Consider the following 15559-nt stretch of genomic DNA (forward strand, 5'->3'; position numbering starts at 1 on the left):
TCAGGCTGAAGGCTCCGATTAAACAGAACAAGAGGATAAGGGGAAACAGTACCGGGTAAGGGATCTTCAGGATCCTGACCCACAAGCCGATGAGGGGGAGGTTTAAGATGAGGAGCATGATATTGCCGATATACATGCTCGATATGGTCCCCCAAAATAAATGGGGATGGGAAGTAATCAGTTTAGGGCCGGGCGGCATGCCGTAGATCATGAGGGCCCCCAGTAAAATGGCCATGACGGCATTGGATGGAAGTCCGAGGGTTAAGAGAGGAATAAAAGCCCCGGCCGTAGCCGAATTATTGGCCGACTCCGGACCGGCCAAACCGGCTAGGGCGCCTTTCCCGAATTCCTCCGGGTGCTTGGAGATCTTTTTTTCTACGCCGTAGCTGACAAAAGAAGAGATGACCGCTCCGCCGCCGGGCAGGATCCCCAAGAAAAAACCGAGTACCGAACCTCGAATCATGGGCCAGAACGATTCCTTCCAGTCTTGAATCGAAGGGAATAGCCCCTTTATCCGGGTCTTAAAAATTTTTCGTTCCGTAATCTTTTCTTCCACATTCAGAAGAACCTCCGAGACACCGAAAAGCCCCATGACCAACGGAACCAGTCCCACGCCGTCCAAAAGGATATCCAGCCCGAAGGTAAACCGGGGCTGGGCCGTGATCAAATCGAGTCCGATGTTTCCGATTACCACGCCCAGGCAGGCCATCATCAGGGATTTAATCATGGAGCTTCCGGCCAGGAAGGTCAGGACCGTAAGACCGAGCACCATAAGAGCAAAGTATTCCGGCGGGCCGAATTGTAAGGCCACGGCGGCCAGGGGGGGAGCAAAAAAAGCCAGACCGATAACCCCGATAGTCCCGGCGATGAAAGAGCCGAAGGCGGCGATGCCGAGGGCCGGCCCGGCCCGGCCCTTGCGAGCTAACTGATAGCCGTCGAAACAAGTGACCACCGAAGCGGCTTCACCCGGAATATTGACCAGAATCGAGGTCGTAGAGCCCCCATACATGGCTCCGTAATAGATGCCGGAGAGCATAATGATCGAGGCCACGGGAGGCACATGGAAAGTGGCCGGTAAGAGCAGAGAGATGGCTGCTACCGGGCCGAGTCCGGGAAGAACTCCCACCAGGGTCCCGATCAGGACCCCGAGGAAGCAGAAGAGGAGATTGACCGGTTGAAGGGCCACCCCAAGGCCAAAGAGGATGTGGTTTAAGGTATCCATAAAAGATTCAGATGATCCCCTGTAGGAGCCCTTTCGGAAGCTGTACCTTAAGCCAGACCTGAAATACCAGGTAGGTGCCGGCCGTGATCAGAAGGGCAATGAGGACGATTTTTAACAGGCGGTAGGCCGCCTTGATCCGAAAAAGGAGAACTAAAAGGAGAAAGGTGGCGATCAAAAATCCTAAAAATTTCAGGGACAGGGTATAAACGGTGAGGAGAAGGATCACATAGAAGACCTTCCCGACCTCCCGGCCTTCCCATAGCTTTCCGAGCCCCTTGCGGGGTTCCCGGCGCCTGACCGAAGCGATGAAAAGGCAAATGGATAAGAGGGAAAGGATAGCCCCGGCAAAAAAGGTGATGAATCCGGCACCCGGCGAAAGGAAGTCGCCGAATCCATACCGTAGAGAACCGAGGGCAATGCCTATTCCCACCACAAGCCAGAAAAGGCTCGAAGTCTGATCCGGATTTTTCATTTGAAAGGCGGCCCGGTGGTCCTACTTTTTATAAATGCCGATGCCCAGTTCTTTTAATATCTTTTTGTTGACTTCGTAGTCTTTCTTGATCATTTTTATCAGCTCCTCACTGTCTTTGATGTCATGAGGGTAGCTGAGACGTTTGAGGATCTGCTTGACCTCTTCGGTTTCCGAAGCCTGGTGAAAGGCCTTACTGAGGGTGGCAATGATCTCTTTGGGGGTGTTGGCCGGGGCATAAATGATAATGGCCGCCTGAACGGAAAAATCATAGCCCTTCTCTTTGATCGTGGGAACATTGGGATAAAAAGGCATCCGTTTGTCATTCCAGCAAATCAGGAGTCTCATTTTGCCGGAGTCCACCTGTTCCTTCCACTCCGGGGTTTGCGAAGTAGCCTCAACGTGTCCGCCCATGACCGCCGCAACCGCTTGGGGACTGGTAGCAAAGGGCACATGAGTCCATTTAATATTTTCTTTCATGGCCAGGTATTCCATGGCCAGGTGTTGCCCGGTGCCGACGCCGGAGGTGCTGTAGCGAACCTTCCCTGGATTGGCTTTGGCGTAGGCAATAAATTCTTCAAAAGTTTTCCAGGGGGCATCGCTTTTGACCGCCAGGCCGTAAAGGTAGTAGGAATAGCTGATGATGGGGATGAATTCTTTCAGCGGTTCCTGGGCATTGTAAGGAACAGGCTGGAGGTGCGGGATGCGGCTTAAGGCCGCCGAGCTGGTATTGGCCAGGGCATAACCGTCGGGTTTCTCGGCCTTGAGTCTGCCCAGAACCAGGGTGCCTCCCCCGCCGGTGACATTGGATATTACAATGGGCTGTTTCAGCGATTTGGAGGCGATATCGGCAATCGCTCTTTGACTGATATCGGTTCCCGATCCCGCTCCCCAAGCCACCCAAAGATTGATCGGCCGGGAAGGAAAGGTGTCCGCCCGGGTTTGAGCTGCCGTAAGAATCAAAAAAGCGACAGTGAATAAAACAAAACCCCCTCTTCTTTTCATAATAAACCTCCTGGCTGTATTGAGAAATACTTTGATTCAGGAATATATAATGAGAAGGAAACAACGGTCAATATAAAAAACAGAAAAAACAGAGTTGAAGGTTCGGTTTGGGATTCAACGGCCCAGCCACATGCTTATCGTTCGGGTCACCAGATCGGCCGCATCCTGCTGGACGAAGTGACCCGAGTCGGGAATCGTGACCAGGGTCATGTCCTTTTCCATAAATTCCCAGGTATTGTTCAGGGTCGCAGGCAAAATGGCCCGGTCCTTAAGGCCGAAGATGATCAGGACCGGCACCTTGATCCTGGGGAGTTTAAGGGGTCCTTTAGTGAGAAGGAATTCCTTTTTCGGGTAGTTTTTTTTGTAGTAATTGAGCAGGGCTTCAATGTCCGACCGCTCAAAGGCCTCGATGTATTTTCCTCTGGCTTCCGGGTCTTTGACCCAAAGAGAAAGGAGTTCGGCGTCGCTCATCCCGGAAAGGGAGTCCCCCTCGGTTTGGTATTCCATCAAAAGGTTATTGTCCTGAAAGATTTTAATCAGTTTCCGATGGGCCTCCGCTTCCCGAAAATCCCAGGCATATTGACTGCTCTGCATTTGGACCGGATTGTTGAGGATCTCCCTGGCCAGGGCCGAGGGATGGGCCACATTCAAAATGATTAGCCGTTCCACCCATTCGGGCCTGGTTATGGCCAGGGCCCAGGAAATGGCCCCGCCCCAGTCGTGACCGACAATAATAGCCTTCTCCTGGCCGAAGTACTTGATCACGGCAGCTACATCGCCGACCAGCAAAGACATGGCATAGTTTTCCGGGCCCTTGGGCTTGTCACTTTGATTATAACCCCGGGTATCAATGGCCACGCATTGGTAATCTTTGGCCAGGGCCTCCATCTGATGACGCCAGGTATACCAGTAATCGGGAAATCCATGGATCATGACCAGCAGGGGGCCTGAGCCTATGGCGGCATAATGGATTTTAACGCCATTATTTTCAACAAACCCGTGTTTTACCGTTTCTTCAAAGTCCATAATCCCTCCTTACCTAAAGGGAAAATTATCCCCCCCGATAAGGGATGTCAAGAAAAAACCCTTAAATCCATGGCTGTTGGGTTCGTAAAAAGCTATGAAACGCCGCTTTGCGTCATGCCCGTGGAAACGGGTCCCGGCTTTGGCGGGATTAATTAGTTACATATAGCCTGGATTCCCGCCTGCGCCCTCCGGGGTGTAGTACCCTACGGGACGGAATCGGGAATGACGAGTTATTGCGAGACCATCGAGGCTATCACCTTTATAGTTCGATAGGACGGAAAAGACCGGAAAAATGACAGTGGTCTCGGCCAAGGTTTTTGTGATATAAGAATAACCAGAGGCCATGATAATGAATGAATCATCAAAGTAATTAATGTAATTAAGGGGAAGAAAAAGGAAATGGCTGAAGAAAAGAATAAAAGTAAAATCCTGATCGTAGATGATACCTTGTCTTCGATTGATAGGATCAAGGCCGTGCTTAAAGAGGAGGGTTATGAGGTTGTTGTAGCCACCAGCGGAGAGGAAGCCTTAAATAGAGCGGAGAGGGAAGACCTTGATCTCATTCTGACTCTCCGCAAGATATTTAAGGAGTTTGAGATTAAAAACGAACGGTTACAACAGGAAATCTTAGAACGGCAGCGGGTGGAAGAGACGGTTCGCAATCTGAATATCGATCTGGAACAGTGGGTGGAGAAACGCACCGGCGAACTCAGTACGGCCAACGAACTTTTAAAGAAAGAAATCGAAGAGCGCACCCAGAGGGAAGAAGAATTGAAGGAATCCGAGGAACGGTACCGGGTGGCCATCGAAAATTCCAACGACGGGATCATCCTGATCGAAGGCGATCGGTTTATTTTTGTCAATCAAAAATGTATCGAAATCTTCGGCTATGACCGGTCGGAGGAGATTGTGGGACAGCGGATATCCCTGGTGGTTGATCCGGATGACCGCCATCGGGTAATGGATTTCAACCTTCAAAGGCAAAGGGGCGAGGACGTCCCTTCCCGATATGAATTCAAGGGGATTCGAAAGGATGGCGGGGAGGTTTTTATTGAGGTGTCGGCAACCAAAACCACCTATCGGGGGAAAATAGTCGTTCTGGCTTTTCTTAGAGACATTACGGAGCGCAAAAAACTCGAATCCCTGCTGCATCAAGCCCAAAAGATGGAGGCCATTGGGACCCTGGCGGGTGGGATCGCCCATGATTTTAACAATATCCTGGCCGTTATTTTGGGAGGTATCGAGTTGTCCCTTTTGGAGGTTTCCAAGGATACGGCTGTTCACAGTTACTTACTGGAGGCGCTCAGGGCAACAGAGCGGGCCACCGATCTGGTCCGGCAGATCCTGACCTTCAGCCGGCAGAAGGAACTGGAACGGAAGCCTTTGCAGCTTAGTATACTTTGCAAAGAGGCGCTAAAAATGCTCCGGTCATCCCTACCGGCGACTATTGAGATTCAACAGGCAATAGACTCCCGCTCGGGAACGGCTTTGGTGGATCCGACCCAGATTCATCAGATCGTCATGAATCTTTGCAGCAATGCCGCCCATGCCATGCAGGAAAAAGGAGGCCTTTTGCGTTTCACCCTGAGCAAGGTTGATATCAGTGCCGAAGAAGAATCGGTCTTGGATCTCAAGGCCGGCCCCTATATTGAAATGACTGTCATGGACACGGGATATGGAATTTATCCGGCCGATCTGAAACGCATATTCGATCCTTATTTCACCACCAAAGGGATAGGAGAAGGAACCGGCCTGGGTCTGGCGGTAGTGCATGGCATTGTCAGAGGTTATAGAGGGGCGATCAAGGTGCAAAGTGAGCCTGGGAAGGGGACCACCTTCCAGGTTTATATTCCCAGGATCGAACGGGAAAAAGGGGGTGAAACAGCGGTGAAGGCCATGGTCCTTCCACGAGGAAACGAGCGTATCCTTTTCGTTGACGATGAAGAAGCCATTACCCGTATAGGCCAAAAAATGTTAGAACACCTCGGCTATAAAGTTATGATTACCACCAGTAGCTATGAAGCCCTGGAGATCTTTATGAGAGAATCGGGAAAAATCGACCTGGTTATTACCGACTATATTCTGCCCAAGATGACCGGTACCGAACTGGCCCAAAAGATCATCCGGATCAGGCCTGATATTCCGATAATCCTGATCACCGGACTGGGTGACATCATGACGGCTGCACAAAAAGATGCCATGGGCATAAGAAAATTCATTATGAAACCCCTGGTGATTCATTCCCTGGCTGAAAAAGTCCGCCAGGTTCTGGATCAGAAACCGGGAAGGGAGCTATAGGCTATGGCAAAAGTTTTGATTATCGATGATGACCAGGGGATGTGTGTTATTCTGTCAGCGGCGGTTAAGAAGACAGGACATGAGGCGGTCTGCGTCAACACCTTGAAAGACGGCTGGCAAGCAGCCTCTTTCGGGACCTTTGACGTGGTCTTTCTCGATGTCCTGCTGTCTGATGGGAATGGGTTGGATCTATTACCAAAGCTCAGGGGAATCCCATCGAAACCCGAGGTCATCATCATTACCTCCCAGGGGGATCCTGACGGGGCGGAATTGGCGATCAGAAAGGGGGCCTGGGATTATGTGGAAAAGCCTTCTTCTATTAAAGCCATGATTCTGCCCCTTCTCCGGGCCCTGCAATACCGGGAGGAAAAGGTGATAAATAAGCAGATGGTGGCCTTGAAACGAGAGGGCATTGTCGGCGAAAATTCTCAAATAGAAGCTTGTCTGGATCTTGTAGCCCAGGCGGCGGGCAGTAATGTCAATGTATTGATCAGCGGTGAAACCGGGACGGGTAAGGAACTTTTTGCCAAGGCCATCCATGTCAACAGCCCCCGTTCCAATAAAAATTTCGTTGTGGTAGATTGTGGTGCCCTGCCGGAAACCCTTATCGAAAGCGTGCTGTTCGGGCATGAGAAGGGGGCCTTTACCGGTGCAGACCGGTCCAAAGAGGGGCTGATCCAGCAAGCCGATGGTGGGACCCTTTTTTTAGATGAAGTGGGGGAGCTTCCTTCAACCATTCAAAAGACCTTCCTCCGGGTTCTTCAGGAGCACCGATTCCGTCCAGTGGGCGGTAAACAGGAGATCGGGAGCGATTTTCGATTAGTCACCGCAACCAATCGTGATCTTGATGAGATGGTCAAAAAAGGGCGGTTCCGAAAAGATCTTCTTTATCGACTGAATGCCATAACTATCACCATCCCGCCCCTTAGACAACGCCTTGATGACATCATGGAACTGGTTATGCATTTTCTGGCCAAAAACTGTGAAAAAATAGGGATAGAAACGAAAGGGCTGTCCCCGGAGTTCCTCCAGACGCTTCGGGATTATGCCTGGCCGGGGAATGTCCGTCAATTGATAAACAGCCTGGAAGAGGCCATTATTAAAGCCCGCCATGAACCCATCCTTTTCCCCCTGCACCTGCCCAATCACATCCGGATTGAAACAACCAGTATGCCCCTGGAAAGACATAAAAAACCTTTAACGAAAGAAATATCTTCGGAAAAGGCCCAACCGGATAAAGTGTTGCGCAAATTCCAAGAGGTCCGGGAAACTACCCTGGCAGATATGGAAAAAACATACTTTCAGCATTTGATGGAATCCACCAAAGGAAGTATTAAAGAAGCCTGCCGGATTTCCGGTCTTAGCCGCAATCGCCTCTATATCTACTTGAAGAGACATCATATTGATAGAATGGGCTGGCACTGAGCAGAAGGCTCACGATCTTTGTTTGTAACGTGTTCCGATACATTTGATCCTATTATCAAAACAAATGTATTCCCCATAAATCAAAAATTTTCCTCCCATTAAAGGTTTTATCTTTTTATTCCGGTTTCATTCTGCTGGATACTTCATAACAAATTGAAATAATTCAAGTAATTATATTTTTAAAGCGGTTGGCATGCTTTTCGAATATGGATAGTATTGAATTAATTATTCTAATTTTATGAAAGGGAAGTTTCTTATGAAAAAAATGAAATTGAGCGTTAAATTGGTCGGAGGTTTTGGTCTGGTGGCTCTCATAACCTTGCTGGTCGGATTTCTGGGTTGGAACGGGGTTTCCAACTCGGTGGAGGCTTCCCGGAAGTTAAATTATTCCCAAAGCGTAGGCAAGGAAATCTTACAGCGGGAAGTGGATCATCTGAATTGGGCCAGGAAGGTGGGGCAATTTCAACGCAATGAAGATGCGACGGCGATCGATGTGGAAAAAGACGAACATAAATGCGGGTTCGGAAAATGGTATTACGGGGATGGTCGGAAGGCAGCCGAGGCCGATATGCCGGAGATAAAAGGACCGTTGGCCCAGATCGAAGATCCCCATCGGAAATTGCATCAATCCGCCCAGGAGTTGGAAAACATATTAAAAAAAGGAAAAGAATTTCGAAAAGACGCCATAGCCTATTATCAAAATGAAACCCTGGAAACCCTGAAAAAGGTCCAAAATATTTTGAGCGAAATTGGGCCCAAAGTTGATCAACATATAACGGATACCGCTAAAACTGCCAATAACCAGGCGGGCCGGATAAAATTCATCTCCCTATTGGGAATGGGTATCGGGACGTTCCTGGCCCTGATTCTGGGGGTTTTTTTGAGCCGCTCTATTACCCGGCCGATACAACGGGTGGTCGACGGTCTTAGTGAAGGGGCCGATCAGGTAGGTTCGGCCACCGAACAGGTCTCTACAGCCAGCCAGTCCCTGGCCGAAGGGGCTTCGGAGCAGGCCGCCGGTTTGGAAGAGACCTCCTCTTCCATGGAAGAGATGGCCTCCATGACCAAACAAAATGCGGAAAATGCCGATCAGGCCAATACCTTGATGCGTGATACCGGCCGGGTGGTGGATGAGGCCAATCAGGCCATGAAGGAGCTCAACCGGTCTATGACTGATATTTCCGCTGCCAGTGAAGAAACCGGTAAGATTATTAAGACCATCGATGAGATCGCCTTCCAGACCAACCTCCTGGCCTTGAACGCCGCGGTGGAAGCAGCCAGGGCCGGGGAGGCCGGAGCCGGGTTTGCGGTAGTGGCCGATGAGGTCAGGAACCTGGCCATGCGGGCCGCCGAGGCAGCCAAAAATACCTCCGATTTGATTGAAGGGACGGTCAAGAAGGTAAAGATAGGTTCAGAGATAGTGGCCCGGACGAATGAGGCCTTTGGAAAGGTGGCCACAGGGTCGAAGAAGGCAGGAGAATTGGTGGGAGAGATCGCGGCCGCCTCAAACGAGCAGGCCCAGGGGATTGAACAGATCAATAAAGCCGTAGCCCAGATGGACAAGGTGGTCCAACAAACCGCCGCCAGTGCCGAAGAAACGGCCTCGGCCTCGGAGGAGATGAACGGACAGGCTGAAGAGATGAAACATTTTGTAGCTGATTTGGTTACGCTGATTACAGGAGAAATGAATGGAAATGGGAGAGGTCCTTTGCTTCTTCAGCAAGAACCGAGGCCTGCCCGGAAGGCTTTAGAAAATTTTGCCAAAGCCGATTTCCGCAAAACTCTTTCAAAACCGGTTAGGCAGGATAATAGACAGGGACTCCGACACCAGAATATGAGGGAAATAAAACCGGAACAGGTCATCCCTCTGGGGGAGGAAGATTTTAAAGAATTCTAAATCGAAAAAAAATATCGAATTTCGAATTTCGAATTTCGAATCATGAAGTGATTGTTTTTAACTCCCCTTCGAACATTTTCATCGTTCGTGGCGGCCCAGCGGATGTGGGGAATGTGAGCCTAACATGAAAATGCAAATTTTGAATTTTTAATTATGGATCTTTTCCCCCATCCTTCGACATTCAGTATTCGATATTCGATATTCGACATTCGGTTTTTCACGCTTCGTGGATCGAGGTGACTTGAAGGCCCAGGGTACAAGGTTTTTGTTTGCTTTTCGACCTTGGACCTTGGGCCTTACACCTTGAACCTTATCTTATTGCAGATTCTCGAATATCCCGGCCGCTCCCATGCCGCCTCCGATGCACATGGAAACTACACCGTATTTCGAACCTCGTTTCTTCATCTCATAGACCAATTGAACGGTTAATTTGGCCCCACTGCAGCCCAGGGGATGTCCTAATGCAATGGCCCCGCCGTTGACATTGACTTTGCTCTCATCGATCCCCAATTCCCGAACGCTGGCCAGGGCCTGGGAGGCAAAGGCCTCATTGATTTCGAAGAGATCGATCTCAGAAAGCTTTTTCCCGGTCACTTTCATGGCCCGGGGAATGGCGTACATGGGGCCGATGCCCATGAGTTCCGAGGGCACTCCGGCCACGGCAAAGCCGACAAAGCGGGCCAGGGGTTTGAGACCTTTGGCCTTGGCTTTTTCGGAATCCATCAACAGGACAGCGGCCGCCCCGTCACTCATCTGCGAGGAATTGCCGGCCGTCACCGACCCGTTCTTTTTAAAGGCCGGTTTGAGGGCGGCCATCTGGGTCAGGCTGGTGTCCCTCGGTCCTTCGTCCACTTGATAGATTTTGACCTTTTCTTCCTGCTTACCGGCCTCAGTGATACGGACGGTCTTGACGGTCAAGGGGACGATTTCTTCCTTAAACCGCCCGGAGGCGTTGGCCGCCAGGGCCTTTTGGTTGCTTTTATAACCGAAGGCATCCTGGTCTTCACGGCTGACCTTGTATTTCTCGGCCACATTTTCAGCGGTCAGGCCCATGCCGATGTACATCTCCGGGAATTCCTCGACCAGAGTCGGATTGGGGGCGAAATTAAAACCGGTCATAGGTACCTGGCTCATGGATTCGGCCCCGCCGGCAATCACCACATCACACATGCCGGTCAAGATCTGCTGAGAACCGATGGAGATGGCCTGGAGCCCGGAAGAACAAAACCGGTTTATGGTCTGGCCGGGAACGGTATAAGGGAATCCGGCCCTCATGGCCGCAACCCGCGCAAAATTCATGCCCTGGGTATGCTCCGGAAAAGAATTGCCCAAAACCACATCCTCCACGTCCCCCTTTTCCACCCCGGGGGCGCGGACGATCACTTCATTTAAAACCACAGCCGCCATATCATCGGGACGGACATTCACCAGGGTCCCCCGTTTGGCCCGACCTATGGCTGTTCGGGCAGCGGCAACGATCCAAACTTCTTTCATCATAATTCCTCCTTAATTTCGTAAAGGCTTGCCGGTCATGAGCAAGTGTTTGATACGTTCGATGGTCTTTTCCTGGCCTAACAGGGAAAGGAAGGCCTCCCGCTCCAGATCCAGGATGACCTGCTCATCCACCCATTGGGGAGAACTTAAGGACCCGCCGGAAAGGATATAGGCGATTTTTTTGGCGATAAAAAAATCATAATCGGAAATGAAGTCCCCCCAGCGCATGGACTTGACGCCTATCGTCAAGGCGGATACTCCGCGCTGTCCCACGGCATAGACGGATTTGATCCGTGGCGGCGGGGCATATCCGGCGGCGACCATTTCCAGGACCATTCGTTTGGCCTCGGCCAGCCTGTGTCCGCCATTCATCACAATGTGGTCGCAATCGCTTAAGAAACCCATTTCCCTGGCCTCCAGAGCACTGGTGCTGACTTTGGCCATGGCCACATTCTCAAAGGCCTTCATGAGCAACGGCAACGGATCGATATCGGCCGACCTTCTCATGGACGGGCTGATCCACCGCTTGACCATTTCCCGGCAGCCTCCGCCGCCCGGGATCAGGCCCACACCCACTTCAACCAGGCCCATGTAAGTTTCCGCAGCGGCGCAGACCCGGTCGGCGGCCATACAGATTTCCGCTCCCCCACCCAGGGCCATGCCGATGGGTGCGGCCACCACCGGCTTGGTGCAGTATTGAAACGCCAGCATCTGGTCTTGCATACCCTTGATGCCCTGTTCGATCTGGTCCCATTGCTTGGCCTCGGCAGCCATGACGACATTAAAGACATTGGCGCCGACGCAGAAGTTCGGGGATTCGTTCCCGATGACCAGGCCCACATAATCCTTTTCCAATTCTTCCAGGGCGGCCTGGCCGATGGCAAAGATATCCGTGTCCAAAGCATTCATCTTGGAATGGAATTCCAGGCAAAGTACCCCGTCTCCGATATCAATCAGCGAAGCGCTCAAATTTTTCTTGATAACGCCGGCTTGTTCCTTTCGGTCGGCTAAGATGAGCAAATTGGGGTCCACCGGCATGGCCTGGTAACCCTTGCTGTTTTGATCCCAGTAAAAATTTTTAATCCCTTCTTTTTTATAGAAGGTGTCCCCACCGGCCTGGAGCATCTCCTTAACCCACTCAGCCACCTTATATCCATCGGCTTCCATGCGGGCAGCCGTTTCCTTTACCCCCAGGGCGTCCCAGATTTCAAAGGGACCCATTTCGTGGAAAAAGCCGGTCTTGACCGCATCATCGATGCTGTACAGATTGTCACTGATCTCCGGGAGAAGATAGGCACAATAGGACAGGGACAGGGCCGTGCCGTTCCAGACCAGTTTGCCCATTTTATCGTCCTGTTTGACGATGAAACGAAAACGTTCCGGCAGGGATTCAATGGCCTTGGCCTGTTTAAGCAAGGGCAGAGAAGGCTTTTGCTCTTCCCGGTATTCCATGGTCTTGAGATCCAGAATGAGATACCCTTTTTTCCCTTCGGGCGTTTTTATCTTTTTATAAATACCCTGCTTGGCCTTATTGCCCTACCAGCCTTTTTCGACCATTTTTGAGGTCAGTTCCTGGGACGGACCCACGATTGCCTCCCGGAAGTGGTCATCAGGGATGGCCGGATAGAGATTGTTGGCCACATGGCTGCTCACATCCAGACCGACCAGGTCCTGAAGTCTAAAAGAAGCGGTCTTGGGATGTCCGATGAGGGGGCCGGTTATGGCGTCCACTTCTTCCACGGTGTAATCGTTTTGAAGGATGTAATTCATCCCCGTGGTCCCGGTTACGGCGGCCACCCGGTTGGCAATAAAATTCGGTGTATCCTTGCACAGGACCACGGTTTTACCCAGGCGGCGCTCCCCGAATTTCATCATGAACTGGGTCAGTTCAGGATCGGTCTGGGGAGTCGGGATGATTTCCAGCAGTTTCAGATAACGGGCCGGGTTGAAGAAATGGGTTCCCAGGAAGTGGGCTTTTAATTCATCTGAGCGGCCTTCGGCAATTTGCCCGATAGGCAGACCCGAGGTGTTGGTGGAAACGATACTTCCCGGTCGCCGGCTTTCTTCTATCCGGGCCATGACCTGGTGCTTAATGGCCAGGTTCTCTACAACGACCTCGATAATCCAGTCGACTTCCTTGATCCAGTCCCAGTTATCCTCCATATTCCCGACGGTGATCAGTTCCAGACGGGTAGGGCTGAATAACCCGGAGGGTTTTGATTTTTTTAAAAAGTCCATTCCTTGGTTGACGATTCTGTTTCGGACCCCGGGACTCTTTAAGGTCAGGCCTTTAGCCTCTTCAGCCGGGGTGAGTTGGCGGGGGACAATGTCCACTAAATAGACTGAAAGGCCGGCATTAGCCAAATGGCCGGCAATCCCCCCGCCCATGACCCCTGAGCCGACGACCATGGCGCGTTTAATTTGATAACCCATGAATAACCTCCTTCGTTTTTTGTTTTTATGTTTAATGGCTCAAGGCTCAGGGCGCAAGGCGCAGGGCAAAAGCTCGTGAATTCCAATTGCCTTTACCCTTGTGCCTTGAACCTTGGGCCTTATGCCTTCTATAATATCATCTTACTGATGATCTCTTTCATAATCTCTTGGGTGCCGCCGCCGATGGACAGGATACGGTTGTCCCCATAGAGTTGTAGGGGAGGGGTTTATCCCCTCCCGATTATCGGGCGGCATAAAGCCCGCCCCTACAATATGTTTTGTAAATGAGGCATTATTGGTGACATCCTATATTTAAAATTTCGCGTCGCCTCCTTCGCCCTCCCCTCTGGGGGGGAAAGAGGGCGACGTAGGGGCGGGTTAAAACCCGCCCCACCAAGCCGATCATAAGCTAACCCCTCCTCCATTTTGTCCTGGAAAGAAAGGCCAAGTGAAGGATGGATTTATAAAGGAAAAATCTGGGTGATCCGCTGGGCCAGCATAATGTCCCCACTGGCTTTCAGCTTGCCGCTCATGAAGGCCTGCATGCCGTTCAGCTCTTTATTAACCATAGCCAGCCAGGTTTCTGCGGCCATGGTCAAGGTGACGGTCGGGGAAGCATGGGTTCCCTCGGCTACATTACAGGTCCCCTCTTTAACTTCCACATACCATTTGCCTCCGCCCTCGCCGGTGATATCATACTGAAAGACCACATTCAGACCTGCAGCGGCACTGGCGTTAAAAACACCGGGCATTCCATCAAACACCTCTTTCACGTTGGTAAAAGCCATTTTTTCTTCCTCCTTTTGGTTGGTTTTGGGGATATTTCCCTGATTGAGATACAAGACGCAAGTTGCAACAAGAACCAATAGATCCGGATGGTTCTTTGTGTCGTGCATCCAGCTTCATTTCCCTTTAAACTTCGGCTCCCTTTTTTCAACAAAGGCCGTCATCCCTTCCCTGGCATCTTCCGTAGTAATGACGCGTCCCAGGGCTTCGCACAGATAATCCACCGATTTTTCAAAAGGCATATCCATCATGGTGGTGAAAGCCTCTTTGCCGATCCGCAACCCAATGGGACTCTTTGAGACCAGGGCTTTCAAGATGACGTCTACTTCTTCGGAAAGCTTTTCAGGCTCCACTGCCCGGCTGATCAGGCCGATCTGTTCGGCTTCCAGGGCATTAACTTTGCGGCCGGTCAGGACCATCTCCATGGCCTTTTTGGAACCTACCTGACGCATCAGGAGTGCCCCGACCATCATGGGGAATATACCAACATTGACCTCCGGCGTCCAGAAATAAACGTCCTTTCGGGCAATAACAATATCGCAGGAAAGCATCAACCCAAAACCGCCGGCCAGGCAGGCCCCGTTGACTTTAGCCAAGAGGGGCTTGCCGAAACGGACCATTTTTTTAAGAAGGGAGGCATAATTTCTGGCCCCGGTCAAAGGGTCTTCTCCTTGCCGCTTCAGGGAAACCACCAGATCGGCTCCGGAACAAAAGGCCTTGTCCCCGGCTCCGGTAATGCAGACCGCTCGAATCCCTTCATCCTGATCAGCCTGGTCAAGGAATTCATGAAAGGCTGTGATCATTTCCTGGCTGATGGCATTACGCCGGGATTCCCGGTTGATGGTCATAAAGGCTACCTGATTGTTCACTTCGTAGAGTAGATCCTCAGTCATCCTATGTCTCCTTCTATCGATATTTTTGCAAACAATCCTCGGCGATGCGCATCCGGAGAACTTCCGAGGTGTCTCCGGCTACCGGTCCGAACCGGGCATCTCTAAAACACTCTTCTATTTTATTATGGGATAGGTAGCCTTCCCCGGCCATAATCTGCATGGCCGCTCTGGCCACCTCTTCGGCGGCCTCGGTAACAAAGATCTTCGTGGCTGCGGCCACGGTTTCAGCCTCCGGTGCCAGGGTTTCGAGCATCCAAGCCGCCCGGTAGAGCATCCATTGGGCAGTTTGATAAAGGGTAAACATCTCGGCCAGCTTGAAACGGATTTCCTGATAAGCCTGGGCCGGCTTCCGGCCCTCCGGGCTTTCTGCGGAATATCTTTTTGCCCCCTGAAGGGCCCGCATCATGACGCCCAGGGAAGCTACGGTTATGATTAAGTTGGATCGGACCTGCAGTTCAGCCCAAGGGGCGGGATGGGTAAAAGGGCCGATAACCTGGTCTTCTGGAACCAGACAGTGATTGAGGGTCACATCGGCCATGACCAGATCCTTAAAACCCAGGGTCTCCAGGGATTCCCCTATCATCAGCCCGGGTTGGCCGGTTTTGATCAAA

11 protein-coding genes and 2 pseudogenes are annotated in these 15559 nt (G+C 51.3%); 3 read left to right on the forward strand and 10 right to left on the reverse strand.

Annotated elements, in window-relative coordinates:
* The 4 genes from HY879_14480 to HY879_14495 form a co-directional block, all read right to left on the reverse strand.
* The coding region (locus HY879_14480) for a tripartite tricarboxylate transporter permease (GenBank protein MBI5604550.1) at positions 1–1222 on the reverse strand (1222 nt) is incomplete at its 3' end.
* A gap of 7 nt (positions 1223–1229) precedes the next feature.
* On the reverse strand, positions 1230–1694 hold the full coding sequence (locus HY879_14485) for a tripartite tricarboxylate transporter TctB family protein (protein MBI5604551.1): 465 nt from the start codon (positions 1692–1694) through the stop codon (positions 1230–1232).
* 21 nt (positions 1695–1715) lie between these two features.
* Entirely contained in the window at positions 1716–2696 is a 981-nt protein-coding gene (locus tag HY879_14490; GenBank protein MBI5604552.1) for a tripartite tricarboxylate transporter substrate binding protein, read from the reverse strand.
* 114 nt (positions 2697–2810) lie between these two features.
* The gene (locus tag HY879_14495) at positions 2811–3722 is read right to left on the reverse strand and encodes an alpha/beta hydrolase (protein ID MBI5604553.1); all 912 of its coding nucleotides are present in this window, start codon (positions 3720–3722) and stop codon (positions 2811–2813) included.
* 399 nt (positions 3723–4121) lie between these two features.
* Here HY879_14495 and HY879_14500 point away from each other — a divergent pair, with 399 nt between their 5' ends.
* From HY879_14500 to HY879_14510, 3 genes are all read left to right on the forward strand, one after another.
* A complete protein-coding gene (locus tag HY879_14500) occupies positions 4122–6020 on the forward strand; it encodes a response regulator (protein ID MBI5604554.1) in 1899 nt (632 codons plus the stop codon).
* 3 nt (positions 6021–6023) lie between these two features.
* Positions 6024–7445: a sigma-54-dependent Fis family transcriptional regulator gene (locus HY879_14505; protein MBI5604555.1), complete on the forward strand. Its 1422-nt coding sequence runs from the start codon at positions 6024–6026 to the stop codon at positions 7443–7445.
* 568 nt (positions 7446–8013) lie between these two features.
* Positions 8014–9342: a hypothetical protein gene (locus HY879_14510; GenBank protein MBI5604556.1), complete on the forward strand. Its 1329-nt coding sequence runs from the start codon at positions 8014–8016 to the stop codon at positions 9340–9342.
* 315 nt (positions 9343–9657) lie between these two features.
* Here HY879_14510 and HY879_14515 read toward each other — a convergent pair whose 3' ends face one another.
* The 6 genes and pseudogenes from HY879_14515 to HY879_14540 all read right to left on the reverse strand — a co-directional run.
* Positions 9658–10836 carry an acetyl-CoA C-acyltransferase gene (locus HY879_14515; GenBank protein ID MBI5604557.1) on the reverse strand — a complete coding sequence of 393 codons (1179 nt, stop codon included), beginning with the start codon at positions 10834–10836 and terminating at the stop codon, positions 9658–9660.
* A 12-nt stretch (positions 10837–10848) separates the two neighbouring features.
* Positions 10849–13269: pseudogene (locus tag HY879_14520) on the reverse strand (enoyl-CoA hydratase/isomerase family protein).
* A gap of 128 nt (positions 13270–13397) precedes the next feature.
* Positions 13398–13484: pseudogene (locus HY879_14525) on the reverse strand (hypothetical protein).
* 246 nt (positions 13485–13730) lie between these two features.
* A complete protein-coding gene (locus tag HY879_14530; protein ID MBI5604558.1) occupies positions 13731–14057 on the reverse strand; it encodes an SCP2 sterol-binding domain-containing protein in 327 nt (108 codons plus the stop codon).
* 114 nt (positions 14058–14171) lie between these two features.
* Positions 14172–14948, reverse strand: a complete 777-nt coding sequence (locus tag HY879_14535) for an enoyl-CoA hydratase/isomerase family protein (protein MBI5604559.1) — start codon at positions 14946–14948, stop codon at positions 14172–14174.
* Between the two features lie 13 nt (positions 14949–14961).
* Positions 14962–15559: hypothetical protein (locus HY879_14540; GenBank protein MBI5604560.1), on the reverse strand; the 598-nt coding region annotated here is incomplete at its 5' end.

The organism is Deltaproteobacteria bacterium (genome assembly GCA_016219225.1).
Taxonomy (GTDB): domain Bacteria; phylum Desulfobacterota; class RBG-13-43-22; order RBG-13-43-22; family RBG-13-43-22; genus RBG-13-43-22.